Here is a 25,428-nt window from a genome sequence, read left to right on the forward strand (position 1 = left end):
ATATTTTCACATCTTAATAAAACCATCTATTATGTGTATTTTTGAGTAAAATATTACTCATATTGAGCAAACAATAAATACAAATTGTATAAATAAAATCATGCCATCAGCACAGAAAAGAAATAAACACAGACAAAAAAAGTCAAATTGAAAATTTTAACCAATAAAAACTCAGATCAAGCCAGAAAACAAATGATAAAAAATAAATTAAAAAGAAAATAAACTATGATAAAACATCATTGTGCAATCAAAGGTGTGTTGAGTTTGGATTTTACAATCTTCAAGACCTTTCCCTTCTCAACAACATACAGATAAATCCTATACATTGCCGCCTCCTTAGGAATACCAAGCACAACTGAATTTCCCGTTGCAAAACGTTCCATAGAAAGCGGTTTTTCAAACCCGTCAACCCTGGTCAGGTTCCATTCAAATTCAAAACCGTGCTTTAAAGAATCAGCCAGCATCCATCTATTACTGTGTTTGATCAAAGCATGATATTTTAATGCCGCGCCCTCAAATGTTCCCAGGGCGGGCTTCATAATTTTAATTTCCGGAACATCAAATGGTATCGGGCTTTTTGCCCAAAGACGACCAAGCTGCATAAAATCAAACTTGTCCCTGCCCTGATCATCCTTAATCCCGTTTGCCACCACCCTATCAATCCTCTTTTCATCCTGCCAGTTCGAAATGAATGCTCCCTTTGTAATGGCGCCCATACCTGCATATGCAGAAACCGGCACATCACTATAAAAATAAGGCGCATTTAAATTTCCGACAAATGCCTGCCCCTCCGGTTTATCGTCCACCATGAGTCCGTAGGCATCAATCTGAGGGATAGCCCTTTTTAGCCTATCCACCACAAAATTCATATTTTCATCTACTCCTACATCAACCGATATAGGTCTTTCCGGGTCGATTTTCCGAATATTGGCAACTAGTTTTTTAAGCCAGTTTAAGTATGCACTTTGTTGATAAATGAGTTCCGGCTTATAGTAGTACAAATCGAGTTTTTGAAAAACTGCATTTCCTATGTTCCAGGAAACAATCATAGGCTCCTTTTTTAAGGAGCTGACCGATTGCAATATTTTGGCCTGTAATTTATTCAATTCTTCCCCATCAGCTAAAAAATCCAGTTCATCCGAAATCCAGTAGCCATAGTGTATTTTGATACCTGTACGTCTGGCGGCTTTCAGTATATTCCGGTCATAAATATCAGGGCCATAACGTTTAACCGCACTAACCCCTATAGCTTTCATTTCCTTGAAATCGTTCAGGATATCGTAAATGGTTACCGTATGATAGTTATTTGTCCAGTCACCACCCCTGTTATAATTCATTCCTTTAAGTCCCTCAAACAAGTCCTTAGCCCCCAGGGATGCAGACTGAGGAGCAGATTGATCTATCTGTGGTATCTTCAATACAACGGCAGCGGCCTGCTTTCTGCTTTTCCTCGCAAAAGGCAACAACAGTTCTTTAAAAATCTGAGGATGCTGAATACTCCAGTTCAGCACATCCTGCCCTGCATTACCCGGTACATTTTTGTCTAACCCCGAATTAAAGAAAACAAAGCCCTTGATTTCTTTGAATTTCTTTCTTACACGAAAAGCCTCTGTAAACCATTTATCCTGATCCCCGGCATTCGTAAGAGAACCCATCTCTGCCAGCATAACTGGTAATCCTGAACGGAAAACAGCATTTTGATGAAAAGGCTGATACAGTTCCTCCATAGTTGTCCATTTTTCGGTAGAATTTAAAGCACCATAGTTCAGATTGGTAACACCAATCCAATCCACATACTGTTTTCCAGGAAAATAAGCAGTAGCATTTTCAGCTTTCCATGGGTTCCATACCCAAATTACATTGTAAGCAGCCTGAGTATAAAAGAAATCATACACGTATTTCCAGGCCTGCTTAAATTCAGAAGAATTATTGTTGCCAGCTGCAGACCAGGGGTATGCAGGATTATCCATTTCATGTGCAAAACGCAGATAAACAGGACGCTGTAATCCGCTAAGCTGTACAGAGAACTTTAACAAGTACTGATCATATTTCCCCTCAGTGATATTTTTGAAGACCTTTTCATCTGCTTTCCTGTTTCCGTAATCCCTGAATAAATTTTGCCATGGCTCCCAGGTAATCATTGGAACTGATCCTTTTCTATAAATAGAATCAATAGTCTTTATTGGCAAATTGCAATGCTCTTCATCTCCCCAGGGAATGTATACAGACACCAGATCAAAATGATTGCCCAACTGTTGCTCTAATTGCTTAACCTGTCTAATTGACGATACCCCATCAAATTCCGCAGGAGAAAACACACCAGTAATAAAATAATCTGACTTATGGTCGGGGAACGCCCGAGCAGCAGTCTCTTTACCAGAAAACTTAGCGAAATACAATATCGTACAAGCCAGAATAATGGTAATGATCAACGATGCACTTCTTACTCCGGCATACAAACGCCGTCTCATCAGCCAAAAATTTACTTTTACCTTTTTTATCCAGGCCATAAAAGCATTTGCCTGCGGGTATCGTTCTTTTAGTACCTTGTATTGCTGTTGTCTGCTTGCAGCAATATTAAAGCAAAGTATAAAACTATTCAAGCCCGCAAAGCCGGCCATTATTAAATTATAGGGATTCCAATCTGCCCATAAACCATATGTTATCGCTGCCAGCGACAATGCCAGTACAACCAGGTTGGGTACATTTAAAGGCCAGTTATTGGCTTCATTACCATCTTTGGGTGTAGGCACGTAAGGTATTTTTTTCCCGATAATGGTATAAACCAATCCCAGGATGTATATCCACCAGGTACCGATCATCAACAAGCCCCCAACCACATGAAACCCTCTCTCCTCATCTTCCATGACCCACCATTGTACAAAATGACGAATCAGGAGTGTAGAAACAACAAAGGGCAATACCACCAATCCAAAACTGGCAATGTTCATCCGCATCGGACTCACATCGAAAAACAAAGAAATAATCGGGATCAGGAAATTAATCAGGTAAATCAGCCCCGAAAGATAATGCATCGGAATGACCGCATAATGTATTTTTTGTTTCCAGGTAAATCCTTTAAAAAGCTTTGGATAAGCAGTAAGCAGCAAATCAAAAACGCCTCTGGACCATTTTAACTGTTGTTTATAATAGGCAGAAAGCGTAGATGGAACAAGTCCCCGCGCCAAAACACTGGGCACATATACCGATTTCCAGCCTTTGGAATGCAACTGCATGGCGGTATGCATGTCTTCCGCCAGCCCAGCAGCGTGCCCACCTATGGATTCCAGTGCAGTCCTGCGAAACGTACAATTTGCACCAATAGCCAATACAGTACCATACTTATTCATCGTCATCATCATGGGCCCATAAAACTGATAGGTTTGCTGCGCAGCGCCTTTGGCAATCAGGTTTTCATCATTGTTTTTATAGGCCTGAACAATTTGCACAAAACCGGTTTCAGGATTATTAAAATGCGAAACAATAGGCTCAAGAAAATCGGGAAAAGGAACATGGTCCGGATCTAGCACTACACAAAGCTCACCCGAAGATTTCGCCAGGGCATTATTGATATTTCCCGCCTTGGCATTTATCTTTTTTATACGCGTAACATGGTTTACACCCAGCTCTTCACATAATTTTTTCAGATATGGATCATCCGCTTCATCACACAGATAGGTATTGTGAGGATAGGTAATGGCCTGAATGGCCTTCAATGTCTCCTCAATCATCCCATAAGGTTCTCCGGCGCAATAGGTAGTAAATATATCTACTGTATATACCTTTTCATGCGGAGGGGTTTCAGGAATTGTGATGAAAAGATAATGGCACCACTCATGGATTGTTTTAAGGCAGGTGAAAACAAACGTCATCACCAGCATCCAATACAACGGCCGGTAGCCCCTTACCTCGGGTGCAAGCATATTGTAAAGAAAGAAGACCATAGCAGCCAGTCCAAGTGTAATCATCAGTCTCAATGTAAACCGTTCCTTTTTCGTAGGCGGTGACACCAGATGAATAGGTTTCAGGGCAGGTTTCATTTGTCAGTAATTACATAAAACGGTGTATTTGCAGTAGAGAAATGGCCATTTTCATCATAAATTGCAGCAAAAATCCGGTACGGTCCCTCTTCAGCAGGCGCTTTAAAGTTTACACTTAAACCTTGATCTGCCCCAATAAGCCCTTCAATAGGCTTTAATTTTTTAGTGCTGTGTATTTTATTTTTCTTGTACCAGTCTTCTTTAAAAATTTGCCACTTTACTGTTTTTATTTTCGCCTTTTCCAGCATCAACACCTCGGCCGAGGAGTAGTTTCCAGGCGATAAAATGATATTGTCTCTTGCCCCCTTTTTATCCAGGAGCATATACTTGACCTGCGGAAAAGAATGTGCATCTTTTTTACCTGTCCAGATATACTGCAGCGCACTTACAACCTCCGATTCCGCACCGTTCTCATCAAACATACTGAACCAGGTATGTGTTCCCTCTTGTTTGTTGCCCCAAAAAAAGGCAAAAGCTCCCAAAAATCTTGGGTTGTCTACAGGCATATATGTTTTATACCTTTCCAGGTAAAGTTCGGCCTTTTTTGTACTGGTATCTTCAATGTAAGCCCCCCAGGCCGTCTGCTCTGTCCCATCCCATGGCCCGTTAATACCCCATTCGGCCAGCATAAAAGGACCATTCCAAAACAACGATGTACCTTTCAATTCATCCCTTAAAAAAGAAAGCCGGCCAAAAATATTAAAAGAGATCAGGTCAACATTGCAGCGTGCATTAATATTAAAGATATTTTTGCTGTTAAAATTCAATACTGTTGTAGTAACCGGATGATCAGGATCCTCCCGGTGAATCATTTCCGTTAAATCGTTAAAAGCCTTGTAAAAATTCAGGTAAGCCGGCTTGTGTGGAAAATCCAGCTCATTCCCTATGCACCACATCAATACTGCCGGATGTTTTTTAAACCTGGATATAACCGATTTAAACGCTTCATGTTGCTTGGCCACCTTAGTCCCGCTATTGTAAAAGGCCATATAATCGCTGTTAAAAACCGGCAATCCAACCACTACAGCAATTTCATTTGCAGCAGCGCTATCTAATATCTTAGCGAGGTTCAGGGTATCCCATACCCTTACGGTATTTCCTCCGGCTCTTTTTAAGGCGTCAAAATGTGCATCACCAGACGCACCCTTGATGTAAAAGGGCTTCCCATCTCTGTACAAGGTGTACTTCCCATTTTTTTCTTGAATATGAACCTTACCCGGCGAAGCATCCCTTTGTCGCGAACAGCCTACAACTGCAGCCACCAGTAACGATACCGACAAGAATATTTTTATAGCTTTCAAGCAAACAATAGTTTCGTTCAATGATAAAACTTTTTTATTGATCTGCCTAGACTTTTTGAAAATCTGTTTAAAAAGAATGCATAAAAACAGAATGCCTTTTGCACATAACTACAAAAAGCATTTACTGATCAAGAGGATTACCTGGACCATTTAAGACTATTTTATGAGTATAATTGAGGATTTGTATACGAAAAAATTAATCGATTTTTAAAAGTATAGCCTGCCAAGCCTAATTAAAAATCGATTAATTTACCCCAGAATTTTAACCATTCTATTATATCGTCAGTACTCATCTCCAACAAGCTGCCTAAAGCACTGTATTTCAAAATCACACCTCATTAATCTCAAATGGACTTAGCTTCAGTGTAAAAACATAGAAACTGTTCCCACAAATTTCGAATTTATTACCGCCTTACCGAAAAAGAATAAGTTGTATTACTTTTATATACTTCAGAAGGTCTTAGTAAGGTTGAAGGAAATGAGGGTTGGTTTGGACTATCAGGAAAATGCTGGGATTCCAATGCAAAGGCAGTCCTAAAATGATCCGGGCCCGTACGTAGTTTGTTCTTTCCTTCCATAAAATTCCCTGAATAGAACTGTAACCCTGGCTCCGAAGTATAAACCTTCATTATAATATGCGACAAATCACCCTGCACTTCAGCAGCAGCCCCCTTACTTTTATTCAGAACAAAGTTATGGTCGTACCCCTTTCCAAAACGTAATTGTTCGTTTTGCATGTCAATCCTTGAACCAATACTTTTCATAGTTCGAAAATCAAAGGGTGTACCTTTAACGTCTGCCAGCTTACCCGTTGGGATCAACGTACTATCAACAGGAGTATATTTATTTGCATTAATCAGAATTAAATGTTTCAATATGCTACCAGCTCCATTTAAATTAAAAAAAGCATGATTCGTTAGGTTCACAATTGTTGGCTGGTCACATACCGCGGTGTAATCAATTTGTAATTCATGCTTAAAAGTTAAAGTATAAACCACCTTTACCGATAAGTTTCCGGGAAAACCATTATCACCATCAGGTGACTGGAGCGTACAGACCAAAACCGAATCCGAAGCTTTTGATAAGGTCCAGTTTTTATACTGAAAACCGGTAATTCCCCCATGAAGTGTGTTTGGACCATTGTTGATACTAAGTTGATATTGTTTTCCATCCAAAGAGAACTTCCCTCCGGCAATTCGGTTCCCATACCGGCCAATGGTAGCACCGAAGTAAGGCTCAGTGGAAGAATCGTAGGCCGATGGTTCATCAAATCCCATTACCACATCCACTTTTTTCCCATCTTTTCCGGGCACCAATAAACTCATCAGGCGCGCTCCACAATCAGAAAACAAGGCTTCCATACCGTTATTTCTAATATGATATATTTTTGTCTGACCTTTGGCCCCGTGCTCTGTTAAATTTTTAATTAAATCTACTTCTTCCTGCCGGTATGGAGTTCCATCAACTTTAAAAATATCGTGAAACCATTCTTCTGGTTGCTGCCCGTCTGGCATGGGTGTATCCCAGGCATATATCGTGTTGGATTTTCCGGCAACAAGCCCCCAGTTGATTGCCGCAATATTTTCCTTTTTTAGCATTGGCAAAATATTCGAGAAACGACTATTCCGGGTTCTCGCCATGTATTCTGTACAGATCAACGGACGTCCGTGGGTTTTCAACATTTGTATGACTCTAAGATGCCATTCAGGATCTTCATAATCATGATAGGTGATCACATCAGAATTCTGCACCTGAAAAACATTCAGTTCTTCGAGATCCCATTTCCAGATCCCCGAAGTAATTGGCTGCTCAGGCGCGGCCGTTCTCGCCCAGGCAAACACTTTCTTCAGCAGCGGAAGTGACTCATTTCCTTTATCAGAATTACCAGGTTCATTATACAGGTCCCATAGTAAAATTCGTTTATCCCTACCAAAACTCATGAGTACATCTTTCACATATTTTTCAAGATCAGGAAAAAGACGGATATCCGCGGACATGGGCTGACCGGGATCCTGTACCCAACCTGAATTGTGTACGCCCGTTTTAGGCGCGGGCTGTTTACCGGCCTTTGCCTCTTTATTCCAGCAATCATCAAAAAACACAAATATTGTTTTTATATGGTGTTTATCGGCAATCTCCAGGTATTGATTTATACGCTTTTTCAGTCCATCAGAGTCCTGTTTCCAGGCAATGCTATGAAGGTATACCCTCATGGTATTTAAACCAATTTTTGCAGCCCATCCCAATTCCTTATCGATCGTATGAGGATCAAACGTATCGGCCTGCCACATTTCCAGCTGGTTAATGGCTGTACTGGGCAAAAAATTTGCACCAACCATCCATTTTTGCTGAGCATACCAGGCATTGGCCTGTGCTGCTGTCCATCTTGTTCCCGCAACCGATGTTCCTGCTGGTTGCTGCGCATTGTTTTTTCCGATCCCTGCAGTGAGGATAAAAAGAAATACTAAAGTCTTTCTGATGTTCATTTTTAATAGATTATCGATTGTCAATATGCGTATTATTTTTCTCCAGAAGGCACAGGTAATGCTATACCCGCAGGAACCGGACTGCCAAAATGAGGACTTCCATCTGTATTCCAGGTAAATTTTTGTATCCGTAAATCCCTTTCCCAACCGGGCGCGGTATGTTTCTTGGTATGATAAAACATCCACCACTCTTTACCATCCGGTGATTGGGTAAAACTTGCGTGTCCTGTGCCCAGTACTTTTGCATTACCCTGAAAAACCGGGCCCTTCTTTTCCCAGTTCCCTGCATCCAGTGGGGATTTAGTCCGGTCCCGAAGTTTTAACTGTGCCAGACGGTACTCCGGTGTCCACGACTCCCGGGTAGAGTAAATGATAAATACGTGATCATTTCTCATCAAAAATTGTGGTCCTTCATTCAAATCCAGGGGCCCGCCTTGTTCCCAAGGTTGGTCCGGACTTGATATTTTAACCCGCTTCGAGCTGATGGTCCATGGATTACTCATTTCGGCAATATAAAGATGCTGGGATGTTTTATCTGTTGTTTCATTTTGCTCCCATCCCGACCATACCGCATAAAGCTGTCCGTTGATGCGGCCAACGTTAACATCTATCGCCCAGACTATACCAGTTTCATCGTTTTTGTCCTCGCCTGTATTCAAGATACCTTTATCGATATACTTGCCTTGCGGATCGTCGGTTACGGACTCGAGAACGCCCGATCTTTGGTGAATATATGGTGGGCCGGCTTTACCAGCAGCATAATAAATATACCATTTGTTGTTAAAGTGATGTAATTCAGGGGCCCAGATCTGATTACTGTTCCAACCTTTATCTGGCGCAGTCCAGACGGTTATCGGTTTTCCCAACTGGCTCAGTTTACTGGATTTGCTTACTGAAATCCCCTTACTATTGATATCTCCGTTACTTTGACACACATAATAATAGCCGTTGTGATGAATGCCCCATGGATCAGCTCCGTTTCCAATGGGATTGGTAAATGTTAGAGGTTTTTTTTTAACCTGGGCAGTAGCAATACCGATGCCATACGGTAAAAAAAACAACAGGTACAAAACAATAAGGCGCCTACCCGCACTTTCCTTGTCATTGATTATTTTCATCAGTATATATTTTTTTCTGTAGTAGATTTATTTATGTTTTTTGAAAGCTGTTCTAACAGCCTCCGCATATTTCTGGTGCATGATTTTTGAAATGATTACCGGATCTCCCTGCGGCTTTTCCGTGTATAATTCTTTTCCATTTACCCAATTCCACTCCCATGTTTTGATTTCACCGTCAAAATCCTCCTGGTTAAACTGCTGCTTGCTGTTCATCGCTGTTGTTACTGCTTTAAAAAATTGCTGCCACCTGGGTAGGTAAAAGCCGTTTAGCAACCCAGACCAATGCTTATTGGCATATTCATGCAGTGATGCATCTTTATCTCCCCATAAAGTAATCAGATTTCTGGCATTTTTTTCATAAAGTCCCTTTTCTGCATCATTTGTACCCCATCTTTTTGCGTCATTTAACCATTTGCCTAACAAAAAATCTTTTCTGGTTGCCAGCAGTTTATCCATGTCTTTGATTAACGTTATAAACTTACCGCTGCTCAGCTGAAATGATTTTAGGTTTTTGTTTTTATAGGCAAGCGCCATATCCTGCTGTAAAAGGCTTGCATAATCAGCCATAATCTGCCTGCTTAAATCAACCAGATCATACTGAAAGCCATCTACATTTTTAAAGTTTTCCGAGGCTTTGATCATATGGTCCCACGCAGGGACCAGATCAATTAATTGATAAGGCAGCTCGGTGTCTGTCCAGTCTGTGCTCTTTTTAAAAGTCGGCCGGCCGGTAACTATGCTTTCGTGTCCGCCATCGGCATTGTAAACTGTGTAATGAAGTATATTCCAGGCTTTTTCTACGTCGGCATTTTTTTGTCCGTACCGGCGGTGTACATAATCTTTAACCCAGTCATCAGCATCAATCACTTTATCTCTCCATACGTTATCCAGCATCAGTGCATAAATGGCCGGATTCTGTTCAATGCCTTCAGGAACCACCCCAATCCCGATCATGTTGCCGGCCTTGGGGTTATGAAGTGTTGCCGCGGGTTCTATTGAAACTTTATCCATATGCCCAAACATATTGATCTTACCCCCAAAATTGTGGAGCATACACCATATCCATTGCTTTCCGTAATAAGCCTCTGTTTTGTCCCATATAGGCTGTACCTCGCTCCACAGGTCTAATACGATTAGTTTATCTGTAGGCACAGCGTTCAGATAGGCTTTCAACTGTTCCGGTTTCCAGAAATCTCTTTTATCCCAGAAGGTCCAGCCCTGCATCACCCATACTGCCTGAGGGTCTGCCGCCGCCATAGACTGGTATACCGCATTACTTGATTCGGCCAGGTAAGCCGGGTCACTGCTTGGCGGGTACATTTCATTAAAGGTATCAGCACCATATAAGTGGTCGGTGCCAAAAGTTCTGGTTTGTTCTTCAATAAATTTGCGACCAATAACCTGGAACATCGGGTCTTTGGGATCAAGAATATAGGTATCTGCAAACCTTCCCTCCCAATTGGTTTTTTGCAGCTTAGCTTCCGGGAACCGGTCTTTAAATGCCGGAGGTACGTGACCGGTAAAAGCAGGGAGTACCGGGGTCATTCCCAATTCGCGTTCGCGTGCCAGGATCTTTTTTTGCAGTTCCTCATGACTTTTCATCCAGGATTGTGGGAGCGGTCCGCCCCAACCGTCGAGATTCCCAGCCCAAAACCACATAAAATAAGCAGGCCCGGAGAAAAAGGCATCCATATCCTTATCGGTAAAGCCCATGCTTTTATAAACCCTGTACCAAAGTGCGTTCTGACCAGTCATTGCCAGCGGCATATTAATTCCGTTTAAAGCCATAAAATCAATTTCCTGCTGCCAGCGTTCCCAATCCCACCAGGCAGCAGTATAACTGAAAGTACAGTAATTAAAATAATGTCTGTATTGATACGGGGTAACCTTCCGTACTTTTGCAGGGACTGCCGGAAGTTCTTTTAGCAGGTTCAGGTTGTTTCCGTTCCAGCTGATATCACAGTGTGCATAATTTTTCAGGTAATAATTCAATGCACTTGCCACGGAAATACCGTGGTTCCCCCTTAATATGATCTTTTCCCCTTTGCTTTCCAGTTCAAAAACATCTTTATCATCTTGCTGCGCCAAAGGTTCAACTAAAAACCGATCGTGAAATTTCGGAAGCACACGCTTGATCAAAGCATAACTGGCTTCTTTATTTAATGACTGAGTTGTATTCCCTGCTGCTTGTTTTGCCATAGCCGCAGTCATAAATAACAACAACATCCCCATAGCATAACTCCGTAATTTGTGTGTGGATTTCATATATTTTTCTTTTATGTGTTTCAGGTGTAAATATTTTCAGGATTGCAGTGATATGCGACAAGTTCTGTAATAAGCGATGGTAGAATCCGCCCGGGTTCCATCCGGAAGTCATTTAAAACCTCTTCCAGAATAGGTTTGAAGTGGTATCCGACCGATCCGACACAGTTAAAAGCATAGCGGTTATATGCCGGGTAGCACGATACAAGCTGATTAAAAAACGTTGTAAATGAATTTCTCACCAACTGATAACAATAGTCAGAATCCACTTCGGGGTGTTTTAAAAACCGGGTAAAACCTGCACAAAACCTGTTTGCCATTGGTGCTCCGTAAACCTGGGCGATGATCTCTGCAGGGGAAAGCTGATAATTGTTATAAAAGAGTGCTTTTACAGATTCCGGCATTTTATTACGCAGATAGTCGCTCAGTATCTTTTTCCCGATTGCAGCTCCGCTTCCCTCATCCCCCAGTATAAACCCTAGTGAATCAATGTTGTCAGTAATTCTGTTCCCATCGTAAATGCAGGTGTTGGTGCCGGTACCAAGGATGGCTGCAAAGCCGGGTCTATTACCCAGCAACCCCCTTGCAGCAGCCAAAAGATCTACTTCGGCAATAATTCTTCCGCAACCAGGAAACACATTCCAGAGGACGCGTTCCATCACTTCAATCTTATCATCCTGACAACCCGCACCATAAAAATATACTTCTTTAATTCTGGTCCGTTCTATTGCAACCGGAAGGTTGTTTTTAATGGATTGGATGATGTGCTGTTCATCAGAAAAATGAGGATTATAACCTTCAGTTACAAAATAGTCCCTTTTTCCGGCAGGATCAAGCAAACACCAATCAGTTTTGGTCGAACCACTGTCTGCAATTAAAATCATTGTCTTTATTTAATTAAGCTTTTATTTTTTCCAATTTTATGTCCGGAAAGCGCGTAATATCCTATCGCAGCATAACACGGGATAACCATCCAGTAGGCCTGTTGCGGGTTGCTGCGATCCGTAATATAGCCGTACAACAGGGGCAATAATGCCGCGCCGGATATAGCCATAACCAGCAAGGACGATCCGATTTTGGTAAAGCGGCCTAATCCTGCTATTGCCAATGGCCATATAGAGGGCCAGATTAATGAATTGGCCAGGCCCAGCAAAGCCACAAATACCACAGAAATCATCCCGTCACTAAAAATTGCGGCAAGGCCAAATAAGATACCCAGCAGCGCTGAGCTTTTAAGTGCGGTTTCCTGGCTAAAAAACCTTGGTATACAAATGATTCCGATCAGGTAGCCACCCAGCATACTGACGAGTGTAAAAGAGGTGAAGAACTTGGAAACAGCTAGCGGTATTCCCTGAAATGCACCATATCCAATGATGCTGTTCCCTGCAATGACCTCAACACCAGTATATAAAAACAGGATCAGCACGCCCAGCAACAGATGAGGAAATTGCAGAATGGAAGTTTTAACTTGTTGCCCGCCGGGTTCAGTTTCTTCCGCGATCTCCTCTTCGTCCACTTCGGGTAATGAAGAGAAACGGATCACAACAGCCAGAATAATCAGTACTGCTGTAATGATCAGATAAGGTACAATCACTTTAGCAGCCAGTGCATTCAATTCCACAATCTTCTGCGCAGGGCTAAGCAAACTTAGTCTATCTTTTACCGCATCGGCATCATTTAAAATAACCGCACCAAGGATAACCGGGGCCAGGGCACCTGCAATGCCATTGCATATTCCCATAAAACTGATCCTGCGTGCGGCACTTTCTTTTGGGCCAAGTATAGCGACATAGGGATTTGATGCCGTCTGCAATATAGTAAGGCCCGCTCCCTGTACAAATAAACCCAGTAAAAACAAAGGATAAAACCTATTGAGTGCTGCCGGAACAAATAATAAAGAACCGGCGGCTACAAGGACCAGGCCTACCGACAATCCATTTTTAAAACCAGTTGATTTTAGCAGCCAACCAGAGGGAATGCCCATTAAAAAATAAGAGATATAAAATGCAAACGCTACCAGGTAAGACTGGAAATTATTCAATTCACAGGCAAGTTGCAGATAAGGGATCAATACCGCACTCAGCCAGGTTACAAATCCAAAAACAAAAAACAACATCCCTATCATAATCAAAGGGTTCAATACCGCTTTATTGGTCATACTATCTATTTTGAGTTTTTATTTGGTCAATGATTTTTTCGTAAACATCCATAGGAAATACAGCGGGCTGCCCATACCAGAAAAATGAGCCCAGTCCTTCGTAACTACCGGCCTGTATATGCCTTGATGTAGGCAGATAGCTGGAAACATCATTACAGTAGCCAGCTACACTAACCAGTTTTCCAGGCCATATATTTTTAATACCCAGGCTGTAATCTGTAACGGCTTCCCTCGAAAGCCCCAGCAATTTCCAGTTACCAATGTTAATGGTTTGTATATAGACCGGCATCTTTACCGGCATTTTATCATTTTTATATCGCGCCAGCATCAGGTCTGCCCAGCGTACATCCTTCTCAGCATTTACATCTTCCTTGCCGTTGTCACTCTCTTTTCTGAACGCCAGGATACGTTCCTCAGTCCATGGCTTTACCGGAAAGTTCAGCGAGTCAAGATAAAAGCTGATCTCACCACTCAATTGTTCCATTGGCCTGTTTAAGATATCTTTTATATCTTCTGCAAGGTCATTCCCAGTCTTTTTATGGTCTAAAGTCACCGGGTTGATATCGCCGCCGCAGCCCTGAACAAATATCGCTTCTGTTATGCCCGCCTCCTTTTCCAGCAGGCTTTTGGTTACTCCCGGATAATTAGGGCTGATCGTAAAACTCTCTATACCTTCATTCTTAAATACCGGATGACATCCGGTTAAAAAGACAACAGTTTTATGGTGATCTTTTTTACGTTCTATCTGCAACACATCCACATCATTATCATAGGGTACCACTGCCCCTTCCAGGCTGCGGTTCTTACCAATTTCGGTCTTACCTCTTCCAAAAGACAACAGCGCAGGTTTCCTGTTCCTGATAGCATTTTCAATCACACCAATCATCGCTGGTTTGAGGACGGTATTGAGGTACACAGAATCCGGCAACTGATGACTGCCCCAGGTTGTCCAGTCCTGTGTTGAAGGTGCAAAATGCGTATGCGAAGCATTGATCAATATGGCTGACGCCGGAATTTTGTGCTTTTTAGCAACAGCTGCTTTTACCGAAGTAATGAAATTGTGGTTGAACCCGCAAACATCGGCACCAACTATCACAACTGTTTGTCTTTCTGTTGAGACCGCTACCGCCCTTACCGACAGCTCACCTTCAGTTTTGTGCCTTGCTTCGAAAACTACATTGTCATTATCCAGTCCGTACAACCTGCCCTTACTTATAGCTATCGCTTTTAAATGTATGTTGTACGAAAGGCCATTGAATTTTGCAATTTTAACCCAGTCTGCATTATCCTGTCTGAGTTCAAGGCGCATCAGTTCATCATTAGTGGTAAGTCCAAATAAGCGCCCCTTGTAACGGGTTATGCTGATTATTTTTTCTTGTTCCGCCTGCTTCTGCCAGTTACCTCCTTTAAGTTTTATCTGCTTTTTCCAGTTTAGCGATTGCCCAAATTCCGACAGTGATATTTCAGGTTTATCCTTTTTTATCCAATCCAGACTAAAGCGTCCCCCTCTGGGATAACCATAGCCGGCAAGGGCTACAGAAAAGGGATAAGGCTGTGGTTCAATACTTGCCTTTGCTGTTCCCGAAAGATAAACCTGCTGTGCCTTAACCGGGGGCGTAAAAAAATCTATGGTACACAACAGGATGAAGGTGAGCTGATATTGAATTTTCATATTGCTTTATAAATCATTTTCAAGGGTGAATGAATAGGGTACTTGTATTTGCACTACGTTTTCCGGAAGGCGTAATCACAACAGACTTGAGCTGTCTTTTTTCCCCTTTGCGAAGAATAATTTCAATAGGCCTTTCATAGAGGTAATCTGTTTCCCTTGCATCCTGTCCTTCAAAATTATAGTAGATTTTAGCACCTTCTACCGGCACTTTCAAGGCGATTTTAAATACGGAACCCGTTAATGTAGTATCAGAAATACCTATCGGGCCAGGTACCCGGTATATTTTATCCGTGTTATCCAGCTGAAGCAAGTGTTTGGGCAACCGGTGTTCAAAAAAACTGACAGAATCTTTTCGCTCAGGTAATGACCAGGCTACTTCAGCCAGTGCCATCAGTCGTGGATAAAGCATATATTCTACTTTCCGGTGGGTATCCATGTGCTCTGTCCAGATGGCGGCTTCGACACCGATAATGTGTTTTTTTTGTGTCGCTGTCAGCACTTCAGGAACAGGGTCATAGGCATATACGCGAGCTAAAGTATTATAGCCCCAGCCAATAGCCAGCGGTTCGAGTTCCCTTTTCCCCTGGATAAAATCAAAATAAACGTGCGACATCGGCGACATTACCACATCATGGTTCTGCTGTGCTGCTTTAATACCTTCGTCTATATTACGCCAGGCCATCACTGTTGCATTCGGGGCCAGTCCACCTTCCAGTATCTCGTCCCAGCCAATGATTTTCCTACCCTTTGAATTGACAAACTTCTCTATTCTTTTTACAAAATAGCTTTGGAGCTCATATTCATTTTTAAGCTTTTCACTTTTAATGCGTTGCTGACAATACGTACAGGCTTCCCATCGTTTTTTAGGGCATTCATCCCCCCCGATGTGGATGTATGGAGAAGGGAAAAGTGCCATTACTTCTGTAAGTACATCTTCCAGGAATTTAAAGGTATTTTCCTTGCCTGCACAATATACATCCTCAAATATGCCCCAGCTTTCCGCCACTTTAAAAGGTCCCGGATGATCGCCACATGCCAGTTCAGGATAGGCCGCAAGTGCGGCAACAGAGTGACCGGGCAATTCAATTTCTGGAATAACCGTCACCTGCCTTTCCGCAGCGAAAGCAACAACTTCCTTAATTTCTTCCTGGGTATAAAAGCCTCCATACGGGAGATGGTCCTGTCCGTTTAAGGAATCAACATAATGACTGATCTGTGTGCTGGCCCGGTATGCACCTATGGAAGTGAGTTTGGGATACTTTTTGATTTCAATACGCCACCCGTGATCTTCTGTAAGGTGCCAGTGGTATATATTCATCTTATATCTGGATAGCATTTCTATCTGGCTTTTTATGAAAGAAACAGGGTAAATGTGGTACCCTACATCCTGCATAATACCGCGATAGGCAAACCTCGGTTTATCATAAATTTCAACGCATGGCAGCTGCAATTTTGTGCCCTCCTTTTTAATCATCTGCATTAAGGTCTGCAGTCCATAGAACAGACCTGCTTCATCTCCTGAAATTCGCAGGTTTAAAGGGTCTGCACTCAGGCTATAAGCTTCCCTGTCTGACTTTTCCTGATGCAGAAACACAATTGCTGAAGCCTGTTTATTTGTGATGCGGTCAAGCAGAGGCAGCTTCAGCCCATATGCTTTCAACAGATAATCCTTCAAAACAATTGCTTTTTTTTTGGACTTGCTATCTGAATAAACAAGTTGCGTGTTAGATCCTATTAAAAAATTACCTTTTTTTAAGGTTACCTCCGCAGGTGCAGGTATCACGCCCAGCACGTCATTTGCAATCTGGGAATAAGCGGTAACTGTGTAAAACAAAAAACAAATAAGTATATATTTCAAGATTGCCCTTTTTGGTTAAAAAATATTAATTGTGTTTTTTCATCATGTTCTCCATCGCTGCTTTCACTGATCCATGGGTAAGGAGAATGGTTTTAGCTTCATCATAACTTTCAATTTCTGCCTTTTTCATCAGCATTCTTACGCCCCGGTCTAAAATCTTAACATTGATAAGTTTAACATTTACCATGTTATTGCCTTCAACCCTGCCTATCCTGATCATTACAGTCGTAGAGATCATGTCGAACAACATTTTCTGGGCCGTTCCACATTTCATCCTTGTGCTTCCCGTGATAAACTCAGGCCCTGTTACAACCTCTACAGGATAATCGGACTGTGCAGCTATAGGCGTTGATGGGTTACTTACAATACAGCCGGTAGTAATGTTTAATGATTTACATTTTTTTAAGCCTTCCAATACAAAAGGTGTTGTTCCGCTTGCAGAAATTCCGACTACAATATCTGCAGGCGTAATCCCTGCATCCATCAAAGCATTCCAGCCTTCGCTGCGATCGTCTTCTTTTTCTTCAAGCGCATCCGCAAGCCGGTCAATCCCACCAGCAAGCACTACATTAAAAATGCCTTTGGGCAAACCATAAGTTGTTGGAAGCTCAATCACGTCCAGTACCGACAGGCGCCCGCCACTTCCCGCACCCAGGTAAAACAAACGTCCGCCTGCATTCAATTTATCAACTATTGCTGTAATCAGGTTGTTCACACTAGGAAGGACCCCTTCTATAGTTTTGGCTACTTTTGCATCCTCCTGGTTAATGTACCTTGTTAATTCTTCAACTGATTTATTTTCTAATTGATCGTACAAAGACGGTTGTTCTGTAATTGGTATCATATGTGTTATTTTATTTATCAAAGTATGTTGTCATTTTTCTCGTCTCCGTTTAAAACTCGGGGCCTTTCCCAAGAGTTTCACCGGGTACGGAATTTTCGATAACCGGCCAATCGTTAACCCAGTTTATTTTATCAAGCATGAGCACACGCCGGCTGGCCCCGCCCGGAACCAATGGGTTGGCCTTATTAATGGCATGATACAATAGCCAGTCGTTACCGCTCTTATCTGATATGATCCTGGAGTTATGCCCCGGTCCTGCATATTTCTCACTGCCGGAAATCAGTAAAGTGCCGTTCCCCCTGTCTGCAATGTTTTTTCCATCTTTATCCAGATAAGGCCCGAGCAATGAAGCCGAGCGGCCCACTCTTACATGATAAGTACTTGCTGCGCCATTGCAGCAACCTCCTTTAGAGCCGAAGAAATAATAGTAATCTTTTCTTTTGTGGATCATAACAGCCTCAAAATCACCTGCAGCAATTTTCACTTTGTCATTAAAGTTCTTTACAGAAAAACCGTCATCTGCCAGTTCAACGGCATAGGTGCCTTGATTTGCTGCTGAGCTGTAACTTCCGAAAAAGAGGTATTTTTTATTGTTTTCAGCATAATAAAAGGGATCAATGGTATTGGGCACGGCAATCTCACTGCTTAAAAAAAGTTTGCCCTGGTCTACAAATGGCCCGGCAGGGTTACTGGCTACTGCCACTCCTATTCCCGGATTGTTATCACCCCAGGTAGAATACGAATAATACATGTAATACTTTTTATTGCTGAGTACTACATCCGGCGCCCATATGCCTCCATCTGTTTTCCACATTGGTTTCGTTGTAAAAGCATTTCCAATAACCGTCCATTTGATTAAGTCGAGAGACCTCACCACTGGTACGAGCCGGCTGCCCTGTCCATCCCCCCAGTTGTCTTCTGTTCCGTACCCGTAAAACCAGCCATCTTCTGCCTTTATAATGGACGGATCAGCCAATACCGGCTCAAAAACCGGATTGATAAACTGGGTTGTTTTAATCGGAAGGGGTTCTTCCTTGTCCTTTTTGTCTGACACGCTGGTTTTACCACATGCTGTAAACAGCAGTGGTAAAAGAAAATAAAGTAATGTATTTTTCTGCATAAAGTGATTTAAAATGGAAATACCTGTAATGGCATCTTATTTTTTTAAAGGCCAAAAACCAATGGGATTAAATTTATATCTCCACAGATCTCCGCTACCATCCAGGGCGAGCAGATCTTTACCCGCCGAAAACACTAAACTGTACATATCCCAGCCACTGCCCACCTTGATCTTGCCACCAAATACCCCGTCATCACTTAAAGGGAACTGGTACATATCTCCACCGGCTTCAATTGCAAGCAGCGAATTTTCATAAGGGATAACCTGAGTAAAGCCACCCCAGCCGCTTCCTATGGTTTTTATTCGACCGTAATCAAAATTCCCGGCAGCATCCAAAGGATACATTGCCATGTTTCCATTGGCGTCAATTCCAAGCAATAAATCTTTATAGGGTATGATTTTGGTAAAAATCCCCCATCCAAACCCCACTGTTTTACTGGCACCGAAATTTCCGTTTTTATCAATCGCATACTGCCTTATGTCTCCACCGCCGGCAACATTTCTTACCACCAGACGATCTCCACCATAGTAAAAAATCATATTGAATATATTCCATCCCACACCGATCTGACGCGGGGCATTAAATGTTCCATTTGCTCCGGCAGGATAAAGCTCTAAAGTGCCGTCGGCTCTTTTTCCTATCATATCTCCGTTAAAATCGAAATACATCAGGCCTGCATTCGCGCCAAGCGCATAGGCTTTTTCACGTGGTACTTCTCCCGGGGCATAAGATCCCGTAATCAGAAAATAAGTGGTATTTAATGCAGTATTCACCTTTGCATCACCCCCTATAATACTTACAGGTAGTAAATAAGACTGAAAAGGCAGGATAAAGCCTTGAGTTTTAACACTCAAATTTAAAATACCTGTATTTTTACTGCCAGAACTTATTTTGGCCTCGGGCTGATCGAGCGTATAGCTTCCTTCGGGCATCAGCTTGTAACTGGTTCCGTTTTTCAGGTTAAACTCATCGACCATTGCCTGCGAAACACCGAACCTTACATTTATATTAGTCGTGTTATCCAGACTTCCGCCCAGGTAAGCGCTATAGTTAAATGTAATTACCGAAGGTGTTATGCTGAGACTTTTAATCACCGGGTTATCATTTGCCTGTGGCATGTAGAGCATTGAATAGGACTCTGCATCTTTAATGTTTAAATTAATATCCACTTCTTTGCTGCATCCTGCCGCCAGGACACATAAAACCAGGGATAAAACCTGTAATATCTTTTTCATGAGCTTTTTGCTTAATATTATAAAATCAGTTACCACCCCGGGTTTTGTACGATACTGGCATTTTTATCAATTTCATCCTGCGGAATTGGAAATAAATAATGCTTTGGTGCCTGAAAAACCCGGGGTTCGATCAAAGTACGTTTATAAAAAGTGTCGTCTTTCAGACCATTTCCTGCAGAAACATTCATTCCATAAACCGGTGCTTTATCTGTCTGTTCGGCAATCTTCCACCTGTGGCAATCAAAATAGCGGTGTGTTTCGAATGCGAGTTCCACACGACGCTCGTTCCTGATCCTTTTACGCATTTCCTCTTTGGTTAATGAAGTGGGTAAGAACGGCATCCCTGCACGGTCACGAATGGCATTAACATACTTATATACGTCATTTACCGGTCCGTCCGCTTCATTTAATGCCTCTGCGCAATTCAGGTACATTTCTCCAAGGCGAAAAAAGATCCATGTTTTAAGAGAATATCTTTGTTGAGTAAGACTAACACCCGGATCTATAAACTTTTTAAGCAGGTAGCCGGTCGTATTAAAATCCCGTCCTGCAGTGCCCTTACCATCAGCACCAGACTGCCAGAACTGTACCCTTCTGTCTACAAAAAACGACCCGTTAAAGTTAACTGTTGCATAAAACCTGGGATCGCGGTGTACATACATGTTCCTGGTTCCATCAAGCCATTTGCCTTTGGGCTCATCACCCAGGGCATATCCAGTTTCTACATAGCCTGAGGCGGGATTAATAATTGGAGATTCATCGGTATTATATCCGGTTATTGGTGCAATGCCATTATCCATCTCGTATGCATCGATCAGGCCCTGGGTAGGGTTCCATCCATTCCAACCACCCAGACTACCCGGAAAAGCACATTTTTCCATCCAGCCGTCCCTGCCTGAGTTTCTTGCGAACAGTACTTCAGAGTTGTTATTTTCAATAAACAGCTGCTGATAATTTTTAACCGGATCGGTATAATTTCTGAACAGGTGATATCCCGCTGCTTCACATTTTTCGATACAGTCTTTAGCTGCTGCTGCTGCCAGGTCCCATCTATTCTCATCGTGTTGCTGCGAAAACAATTTAGTCCCTTCCTTATCCGTAAAAGACCTGAAATCTGGATTTCCATTCCATAAAGGGCTGGCATTGTACAATAATACCCTTGCTTTGAGTGCCAGCGTTGCAGCTGCCGTTGGTCGTCCAAGATCACGGCTCTCCACTACATTCATAGGTAAGAGTCCAATTGCCTTATCACACTCATCTACCACAAACTTTACACATTCATCCATAGGTTTACGGCGGATTTTGGTAAAATCATCAGCCACACCGGCACTGTAGTCCATAATTGGTACCGGCCCATATATCCGCATCAGCTGGAAATGATAGAACGCACGGAGAAAAGTCGCTTCACCGATCCAGCGGTTTTTTGTAGTCTGTGTAAATTCAGCAGACAAAGGTGTGATATCTATGTGCTCCAGAAATATATTTGCCTTCCTGATCCCCTCATACATATTCTTATAAATCTGTCCGGCTACATTAAAAGCATTCCATGCCCCCTTATTCATCAGCTTAGGGAATTTCTCCGGCCATGGAATGTTCATCTCATCTGATGCGATGACAAACGGATTTATATCAGACATATCCGTAAAATATATTTCATTGGGTAGCCCTGCATAAATATCTACCAGAAATGCTTCTGCATATTTACGCTGTTTGAATGCTTCTTCTATGGTAATGTCTTCATCCGGACTTTTATCCAGGAAACCTTTTCGGCATGCAGAAATAAGAAATAACTGCATGATCAATATGCTGCAGAGGATATATTGTATTTTTTTCATGTTCAGTTTTATTTAAAATCAATCTGTAAACCGGCATTAAGAGAGCGTTGTAAGGGATAACCACCTGTACCGTCGTTAGATTCAGGATCTATGATCTTAATATGGTCCCAGGTAACCAGGTTCACTGCATTTATAAAAAAGCGGAGGTTATTCACCCCAAACCTGTTGGTCAATCGCTTTGGCAAGGTATAGCCGATTTCGGCATTTCTTAACCTCAGGTAATCACCGTTCCGCATCCATAGTGTTGAATTGACGTAGTTATTGGGGTTGTTGCCTACGTCTATTGCCGGATAGCGTGCATTTGGAGTTGAGGGTGTCCACCTGTTGTCATAATATTCAGTAAGCACATTGTTAACCCCTGCCCCTTCGTAGAAAGGCCACATAGAAAAGCCGCTTAAGAAAACACTGGTATGAGCAGCGCCGGTGAAATAAAGACTGGCATCAAAACCTTTAAAAGATACCGTTCCTCCAAAGCCGAACGACATTTCCGGTAGTCTCGGATAACCAACGGGAATCTGATCAAAAGAATCGATCACCCCGTCTCCATTTATATCTTTATACTTCACGTCGCCAATCCGCACGTTAGAAAATTTCTGCAGGGGGCTGGTCTTAATTTCAGCTTGATTCTGAAAAAAGCCATCGGCCACAAACGCGAACGACTGGCCCAGACGCAAACCTTTTCCAGTTAGGTAAGGGAAACGTTTCGCGGCTTCGTCATTTTCTATGACCGTATTTTTGGCAAATGTGAAATTACCTCTTAAAGCATAAAATAGGCCGGACTGAGTGGTATGTTTAACTTCAAGCAAAGCATCAACTCCTTTATTATTAACCTTACCCAGGTTACCATAAGGTATTGACCAGGGGAAAAAACCAGCTACCGAAGGAACAGTTCTTCTTTGCAACAGGATATCTTTGCGTTTTTCGCTGAACAAATCTACCTGGAGTGTTACCTGGTCTTTAAAAAACCCCAGATCAATTCCGACATTTGTTTTCTGCGCAGTTTCCCAGGTTACATTTTCGTTCCCAATCGCATTTTCTTCCATTCCATATAAGACTTCCTGTCCGGGGCCAAAAGCGTAGGACTGTCCCTGTGTTTTAATGGTACTCAGGAATAAAAACCGCTGGTCGATCTGGTCATTCCCCACCCTTCCATGAGATGCCCTGAATTTCAAGGTGGAAACTGCCGGAACTTTCCAGAAATGTTCATTAGATACTACCCAACCCGCAGAAAAAGAAGGAAAGAAACCATACCTTTTTCCTGCCGGAAAATTCTCCGAACCATTGTAACCAAAATTAACTTCAGCAAAATACCGATTGTCAAAACCATAAGTGGTACGTCCGGCAAGCCCTTGTCTGCGATACGGGATGTTTAAAATAGAGGATCCTGCTGTAAGGTTAACATAGTCACGCTGGTTAAACAATAACATAGAAGTCACATTGTGGCGTCCAAAACTACGGTTGTAATTCAACTGGAGCTCATTGTATATGGCCCGATCACTCGCATTCGTGTAAGAATAGGCCAATGGTTGTTCCTCCCTGAAATTAGCACTATACAGATCCTGCCCAGTTAGCGGATCTTTCCCGAGATATCTTTTAACTTCAAATGCTTTAGCCCTTCCGTTGTCGGTTTGTGCAACACGATCGTACGAGAACAAGCCTCTTAATGACAGCCCTTTCGTTGTAAAAGAGGACAGGTCCCAGTTTACACCAAATGTACCTTGTAAAGTGCTTCTGTCCTGGGTTAAATATCCGGATTGCGTTGATCTGCCCCAGGGGTTCCATCCAATATACGTCTGGGCTCCCCCCGGACTTCCGTCCGGATTGGTAACAGGAAAAGCAATTGGCGAGATGACTTTCAAAGACTGAAATATATCTCCCGCCCGAAATCCCGGATAGTTACCGTTCTGAATAATCCCGCCCAGACTCAACTGCATGGTCAGGCTTTTAGACAGGTTAAGGTCTACATTACTCCTGAAATTATAGCGTTTGATATTCGCATTGGTATTAAACTTATTATTGGCATCCTGCTTGTATAACCCGTCCTGTAATGTAAAGCCAACATTGGTGTAGTATTTAATAATCTCTGTTCCGCCTGTTACACTGAGGTTATTGATGGTTTGCCAGGTATTCTGCTTTAAAACCGCATCTGTCCAGTTGGCATTCGGATATAGATATGGATCAGAACCATCGTAGAATTTTTTGATTTCTTCTTCACTCCATCGGGGCGATTGGTTTGCGTATAATAAGGCTTCATTCATTAACGAAGCATATTGCCCGCCATTAATATACTCCGGAAGCCTCAGCGCTTTCAATGTAGCCGCTTCAGATCTGTATGTAACAGATGGCTTTCCGAGTTCTCCACGTTTTGTATTGATAAGTATCACACCGTTGGCACCGCGCACTCCATATATGGCTGTTGCAGAGGCATCTTTTAAGATAGTGAAGCTTTCAATTTCCTGTGCATTGATCACATTCATATCCCGTTCTACCCCATCAATAAGTACCAGCGGCCCATTGTTCCCAAAAGTTGATAAACCCCTGATGTATACCTGCGCTGCATCTCCTCCCGGCTCGCCACTTGCCTGCCTGGAAATTATACCGGGCAGCTTTCCTGCAATAGCATTGGATAAGGATGGCGTAGAAACACGTTCCAGTTCTTTAACAGAAATAGTAGACAAGGAAGCAGTTACCGAAACCTTTTTTTGCCTTCCGTAACCAATCACAGCAACTTCGTCCAAACTTCTGTTATCTTCAGGTAACAACCGGATGGTGATAAAGCCTTTGACATTTGCACTGATTGTTTGCTGCTTATACCCAATAAATACGAATTGAATAGAATCTTTATCACTCCTTACCTTTAAGGAAAACTCACCACCGGACCCGGTAACCATACCGATGGAACTTCCTTTAATCTTCACTGAAACACCGGGCATAGCATTGTTTCCTTCATCCACAACTTTCCCCTTTACAATTCCCTGATCCAACTCCTGAAAAAATGCAACGTCAGATTTATAATTCTTTATCGCTTCATTATCCATGTCCGGATAAGCAGCGAGACCTCTGGCTTTTGCGTCTGTTAGAAAAAGCAGCAAAAACATAAATTGTAGAATTTTGTACATATGGTTTGGTTGATTAGTTTAGTCTTCAAAAACGCAAACAAGCAGTAAAATCACCTACTCTTGACATAAAATAGCCAATATGCGTTTTTTATGCGTTTTATATTACAAATATAACCGCATTATAATAGCATGCAACTTTTTTTTAAAAAAAATAATTTCGACCTATTAACACGAATAACATTGAATTAGGAAGCTAAACACCGCAACACAAGGGGTAACAGTAAACTAGAAAGCAACAACTACAAAACCGCAACAAAAATGCATTTTTGCAATTTCCCTCAATAAAACAGTATAAAATACAGATAAACAACTTAAATTTGCAGTAAATAGCATTTCAATATAGATCAATAACCGCAAAACAATAAATCTCATTAAAAAA

14 protein-coding genes are annotated in these 25,428 nt (G+C 42.2%); all 14 read right to left on the reverse strand.

Features of this window, described 5'->3' with window-relative positions:
• Positions 1-236: 236 nt before the first annotated feature.
• Complete coding sequence (locus tag ABIE26_RS09215; protein ID WP_310137560.1) at positions 237-4,040, reverse strand: glycosyltransferase family 2 protein; 3,804 nt, start codon at positions 4,038-4,040, stop codon at positions 237-239.
• The gene (locus ABIE26_RS09220) at positions 4,037-5,341 is read right to left on the reverse strand and encodes a glycoside hydrolase family 2 TIM barrel-domain containing protein (RefSeq protein WP_354375437.1); all 1,305 of its coding nucleotides are present in this window, start codon (positions 5,339-5,341) and stop codon (positions 4,037-4,039) included. The genes ABIE26_RS09215 and ABIE26_RS09220 overlap by 4 nt, the downstream gene beginning before the upstream one ends.
• Positions 5,342-5,745: 404 nt before the next feature.
• Positions 5,746-7,827, reverse strand: coding sequence for an aldose epimerase family protein (locus tag ABIE26_RS09225; protein ID WP_310137556.1), 2,082 nt, complete (start codon positions 7,825-7,827; stop codon positions 5,746-5,748).
• Positions 7,828-7,859: 32 nt separating this feature from the next.
• Positions 7,860-8,945, reverse strand: coding sequence for a glycoside hydrolase family 43 protein (locus ABIE26_RS09230; protein WP_310137553.1), 1,086 nt, complete (start codon positions 8,943-8,945; stop codon positions 7,860-7,862).
• 27 nt (positions 8,946-8,972) lie between these two features.
• Positions 8,973-11,210 carry an alpha-N-acetylglucosaminidase gene (locus ABIE26_RS09235; RefSeq protein WP_310137550.1) on the reverse strand — a complete coding sequence of 746 codons (2,238 nt, stop codon included), beginning with the start codon at positions 11,208-11,210 and terminating at the stop codon, positions 8,973-8,975.
• Between the two features lie 20 nt (positions 11,211-11,230).
• Positions 11,231-12,091 carry an N-acetylglucosamine kinase gene (locus ABIE26_RS09240; RefSeq protein WP_310137547.1) on the reverse strand — a complete coding sequence of 287 codons (861 nt, stop codon included), beginning with the start codon at positions 12,089-12,091 and terminating at the stop codon, positions 11,231-11,233.
• A 5-nt stretch (positions 12,092-12,096) separates the two neighbouring features.
• The gene (locus ABIE26_RS09245) at positions 12,097-13,365 is read right to left on the reverse strand and encodes a sugar MFS transporter (RefSeq protein WP_310137544.1); all 1,269 of its coding nucleotides are present in this window, start codon (positions 13,363-13,365) and stop codon (positions 12,097-12,099) included.
• A 1-nt stretch (position 13,366) separates the two neighbouring features.
• Positions 13,367-15,037, reverse strand: coding sequence for a hypothetical protein (locus ABIE26_RS09250; protein ID WP_310137542.1), 1,671 nt, complete (start codon positions 15,035-15,037; stop codon positions 13,367-13,369).
• Positions 15,038-15,056: 19 nt separating this feature from the next.
• Positions 15,057-16,895 carry a beta-N-acetylhexosaminidase gene (locus ABIE26_RS09255; protein ID WP_310137539.1) on the reverse strand — a complete coding sequence of 613 codons (1,839 nt, stop codon included), beginning with the start codon at positions 16,893-16,895 and terminating at the stop codon, positions 15,057-15,059.
• Positions 16,896-16,920: 25 nt separating this feature from the next.
• Positions 16,921-17,739 carry an N-acetylmuramic acid 6-phosphate etherase gene (locus tag ABIE26_RS09260; protein WP_310137536.1) on the reverse strand — a complete coding sequence of 273 codons (819 nt, stop codon included), beginning with the start codon at positions 17,737-17,739 and terminating at the stop codon, positions 16,921-16,923.
• 49 nt (positions 17,740-17,788) lie between these two features.
• A complete protein-coding gene (locus ABIE26_RS09265) occupies positions 17,789-18,859 on the reverse strand; it encodes a family 43 glycosylhydrolase (protein ID WP_310137534.1) in 1,071 nt (356 codons plus the stop codon).
• A 36-nt stretch (positions 18,860-18,895) separates the two neighbouring features.
• On the reverse strand, positions 18,896-20,095 hold the full coding sequence (locus ABIE26_RS09270; RefSeq protein WP_310137531.1) for a BT_3987 domain-containing protein: 1,200 nt from the start codon (positions 20,093-20,095) through the stop codon (positions 18,896-18,898).
• A gap of 29 nt (positions 20,096-20,124) precedes the next feature.
• Positions 20,125-21,930, reverse strand: a complete 1,806-nt coding sequence (locus ABIE26_RS09275) for a RagB/SusD family nutrient uptake outer membrane protein (RefSeq protein ID WP_310137528.1) — start codon at positions 21,928-21,930, stop codon at positions 20,125-20,127.
• 8 nt (positions 21,931-21,938) lie between these two features.
• A complete protein-coding gene (locus ABIE26_RS09280; protein WP_310137525.1) occupies positions 21,939-25,049 on the reverse strand; it encodes a SusC/RagA family TonB-linked outer membrane protein in 3,111 nt (1,036 codons plus the stop codon).
• Positions 25,050-25,428: the final 379 nt, after the last annotated feature.

The organism is Pedobacter africanus (assembly GCF_040548825.1).
Lineage (GTDB): Bacteria > Bacteroidota > Bacteroidia > Sphingobacteriales > Sphingobacteriaceae > Pedobacter > Pedobacter africanus_A.

Coding starts and splice junctions, on each gene's coding strand:
- ABIE26_RS09265 (WP_310137534.1), bottom strand. CDS start 18,859: ATGCAGAAAAATACATTACTTTATTTTCTTTTACCACTGCTGTTTACA.
- ABIE26_RS09245 (WP_310137544.1), bottom strand. CDS start 13,365: ATGACCAATAAAGCGGTATTGAACCCTTTGATTATGATAGGGATGTTG.
- ABIE26_RS09230 (WP_310137553.1), bottom strand. CDS start 8,945: ATGAAAATAATCAATGACAAGGAAAGTGCGGGTAGGCGCCTTATTGTT.
- ABIE26_RS09250 (WP_310137542.1), bottom strand. CDS start 15,037: ATGAAAATTCAATATCAGCTCACCTTCATCCTGTTGTGTACCATAGAT.
- ABIE26_RS09225 (WP_310137556.1), bottom strand. CDS start 7,827: ATGAACATCAGAAAGACTTTAGTATTTCTTTTTATCCTCACTGCAGGG.
- ABIE26_RS09240 (WP_310137547.1), bottom strand. CDS start 12,091: ATGATTTTAATTGCAGACAGTGGTTCGACCAAAACTGATTGGTGTTTG.
- ABIE26_RS09215 (WP_310137560.1), bottom strand. CDS start 4,040: ATGAAACCTGCCCTGAAACCTATTCATCTGGTGTCACCGCCTACGAAA.
- ABIE26_RS09275 (WP_310137528.1), bottom strand. CDS start 21,930: ATGAAAAAAATACAATATATCCTCTGCAGCATATTGATCATGCAGTTA.
- ABIE26_RS09280 (WP_310137525.1), bottom strand. CDS start 25,049: ATGTACAAAATTCTACAATTTATGTTTTTGCTGCTTTTTCTAACAGAC.
- ABIE26_RS09270 (WP_310137531.1), bottom strand. CDS start 20,095: ATGAAAAAGATATTACAGGTTTTATCCCTGGTTTTATGTGTCCTGGCG.
- ABIE26_RS09235 (WP_310137550.1), bottom strand. CDS start 11,210: ATGAAATCCACACACAAATTACGGAGTTATGCTATGGGGATGTTGTTG.
- ABIE26_RS09260 (WP_310137536.1), bottom strand. CDS start 17,739: ATGATACCAATTACAGAACAACCGTCTTTGTACGATCAATTAGAAAAT.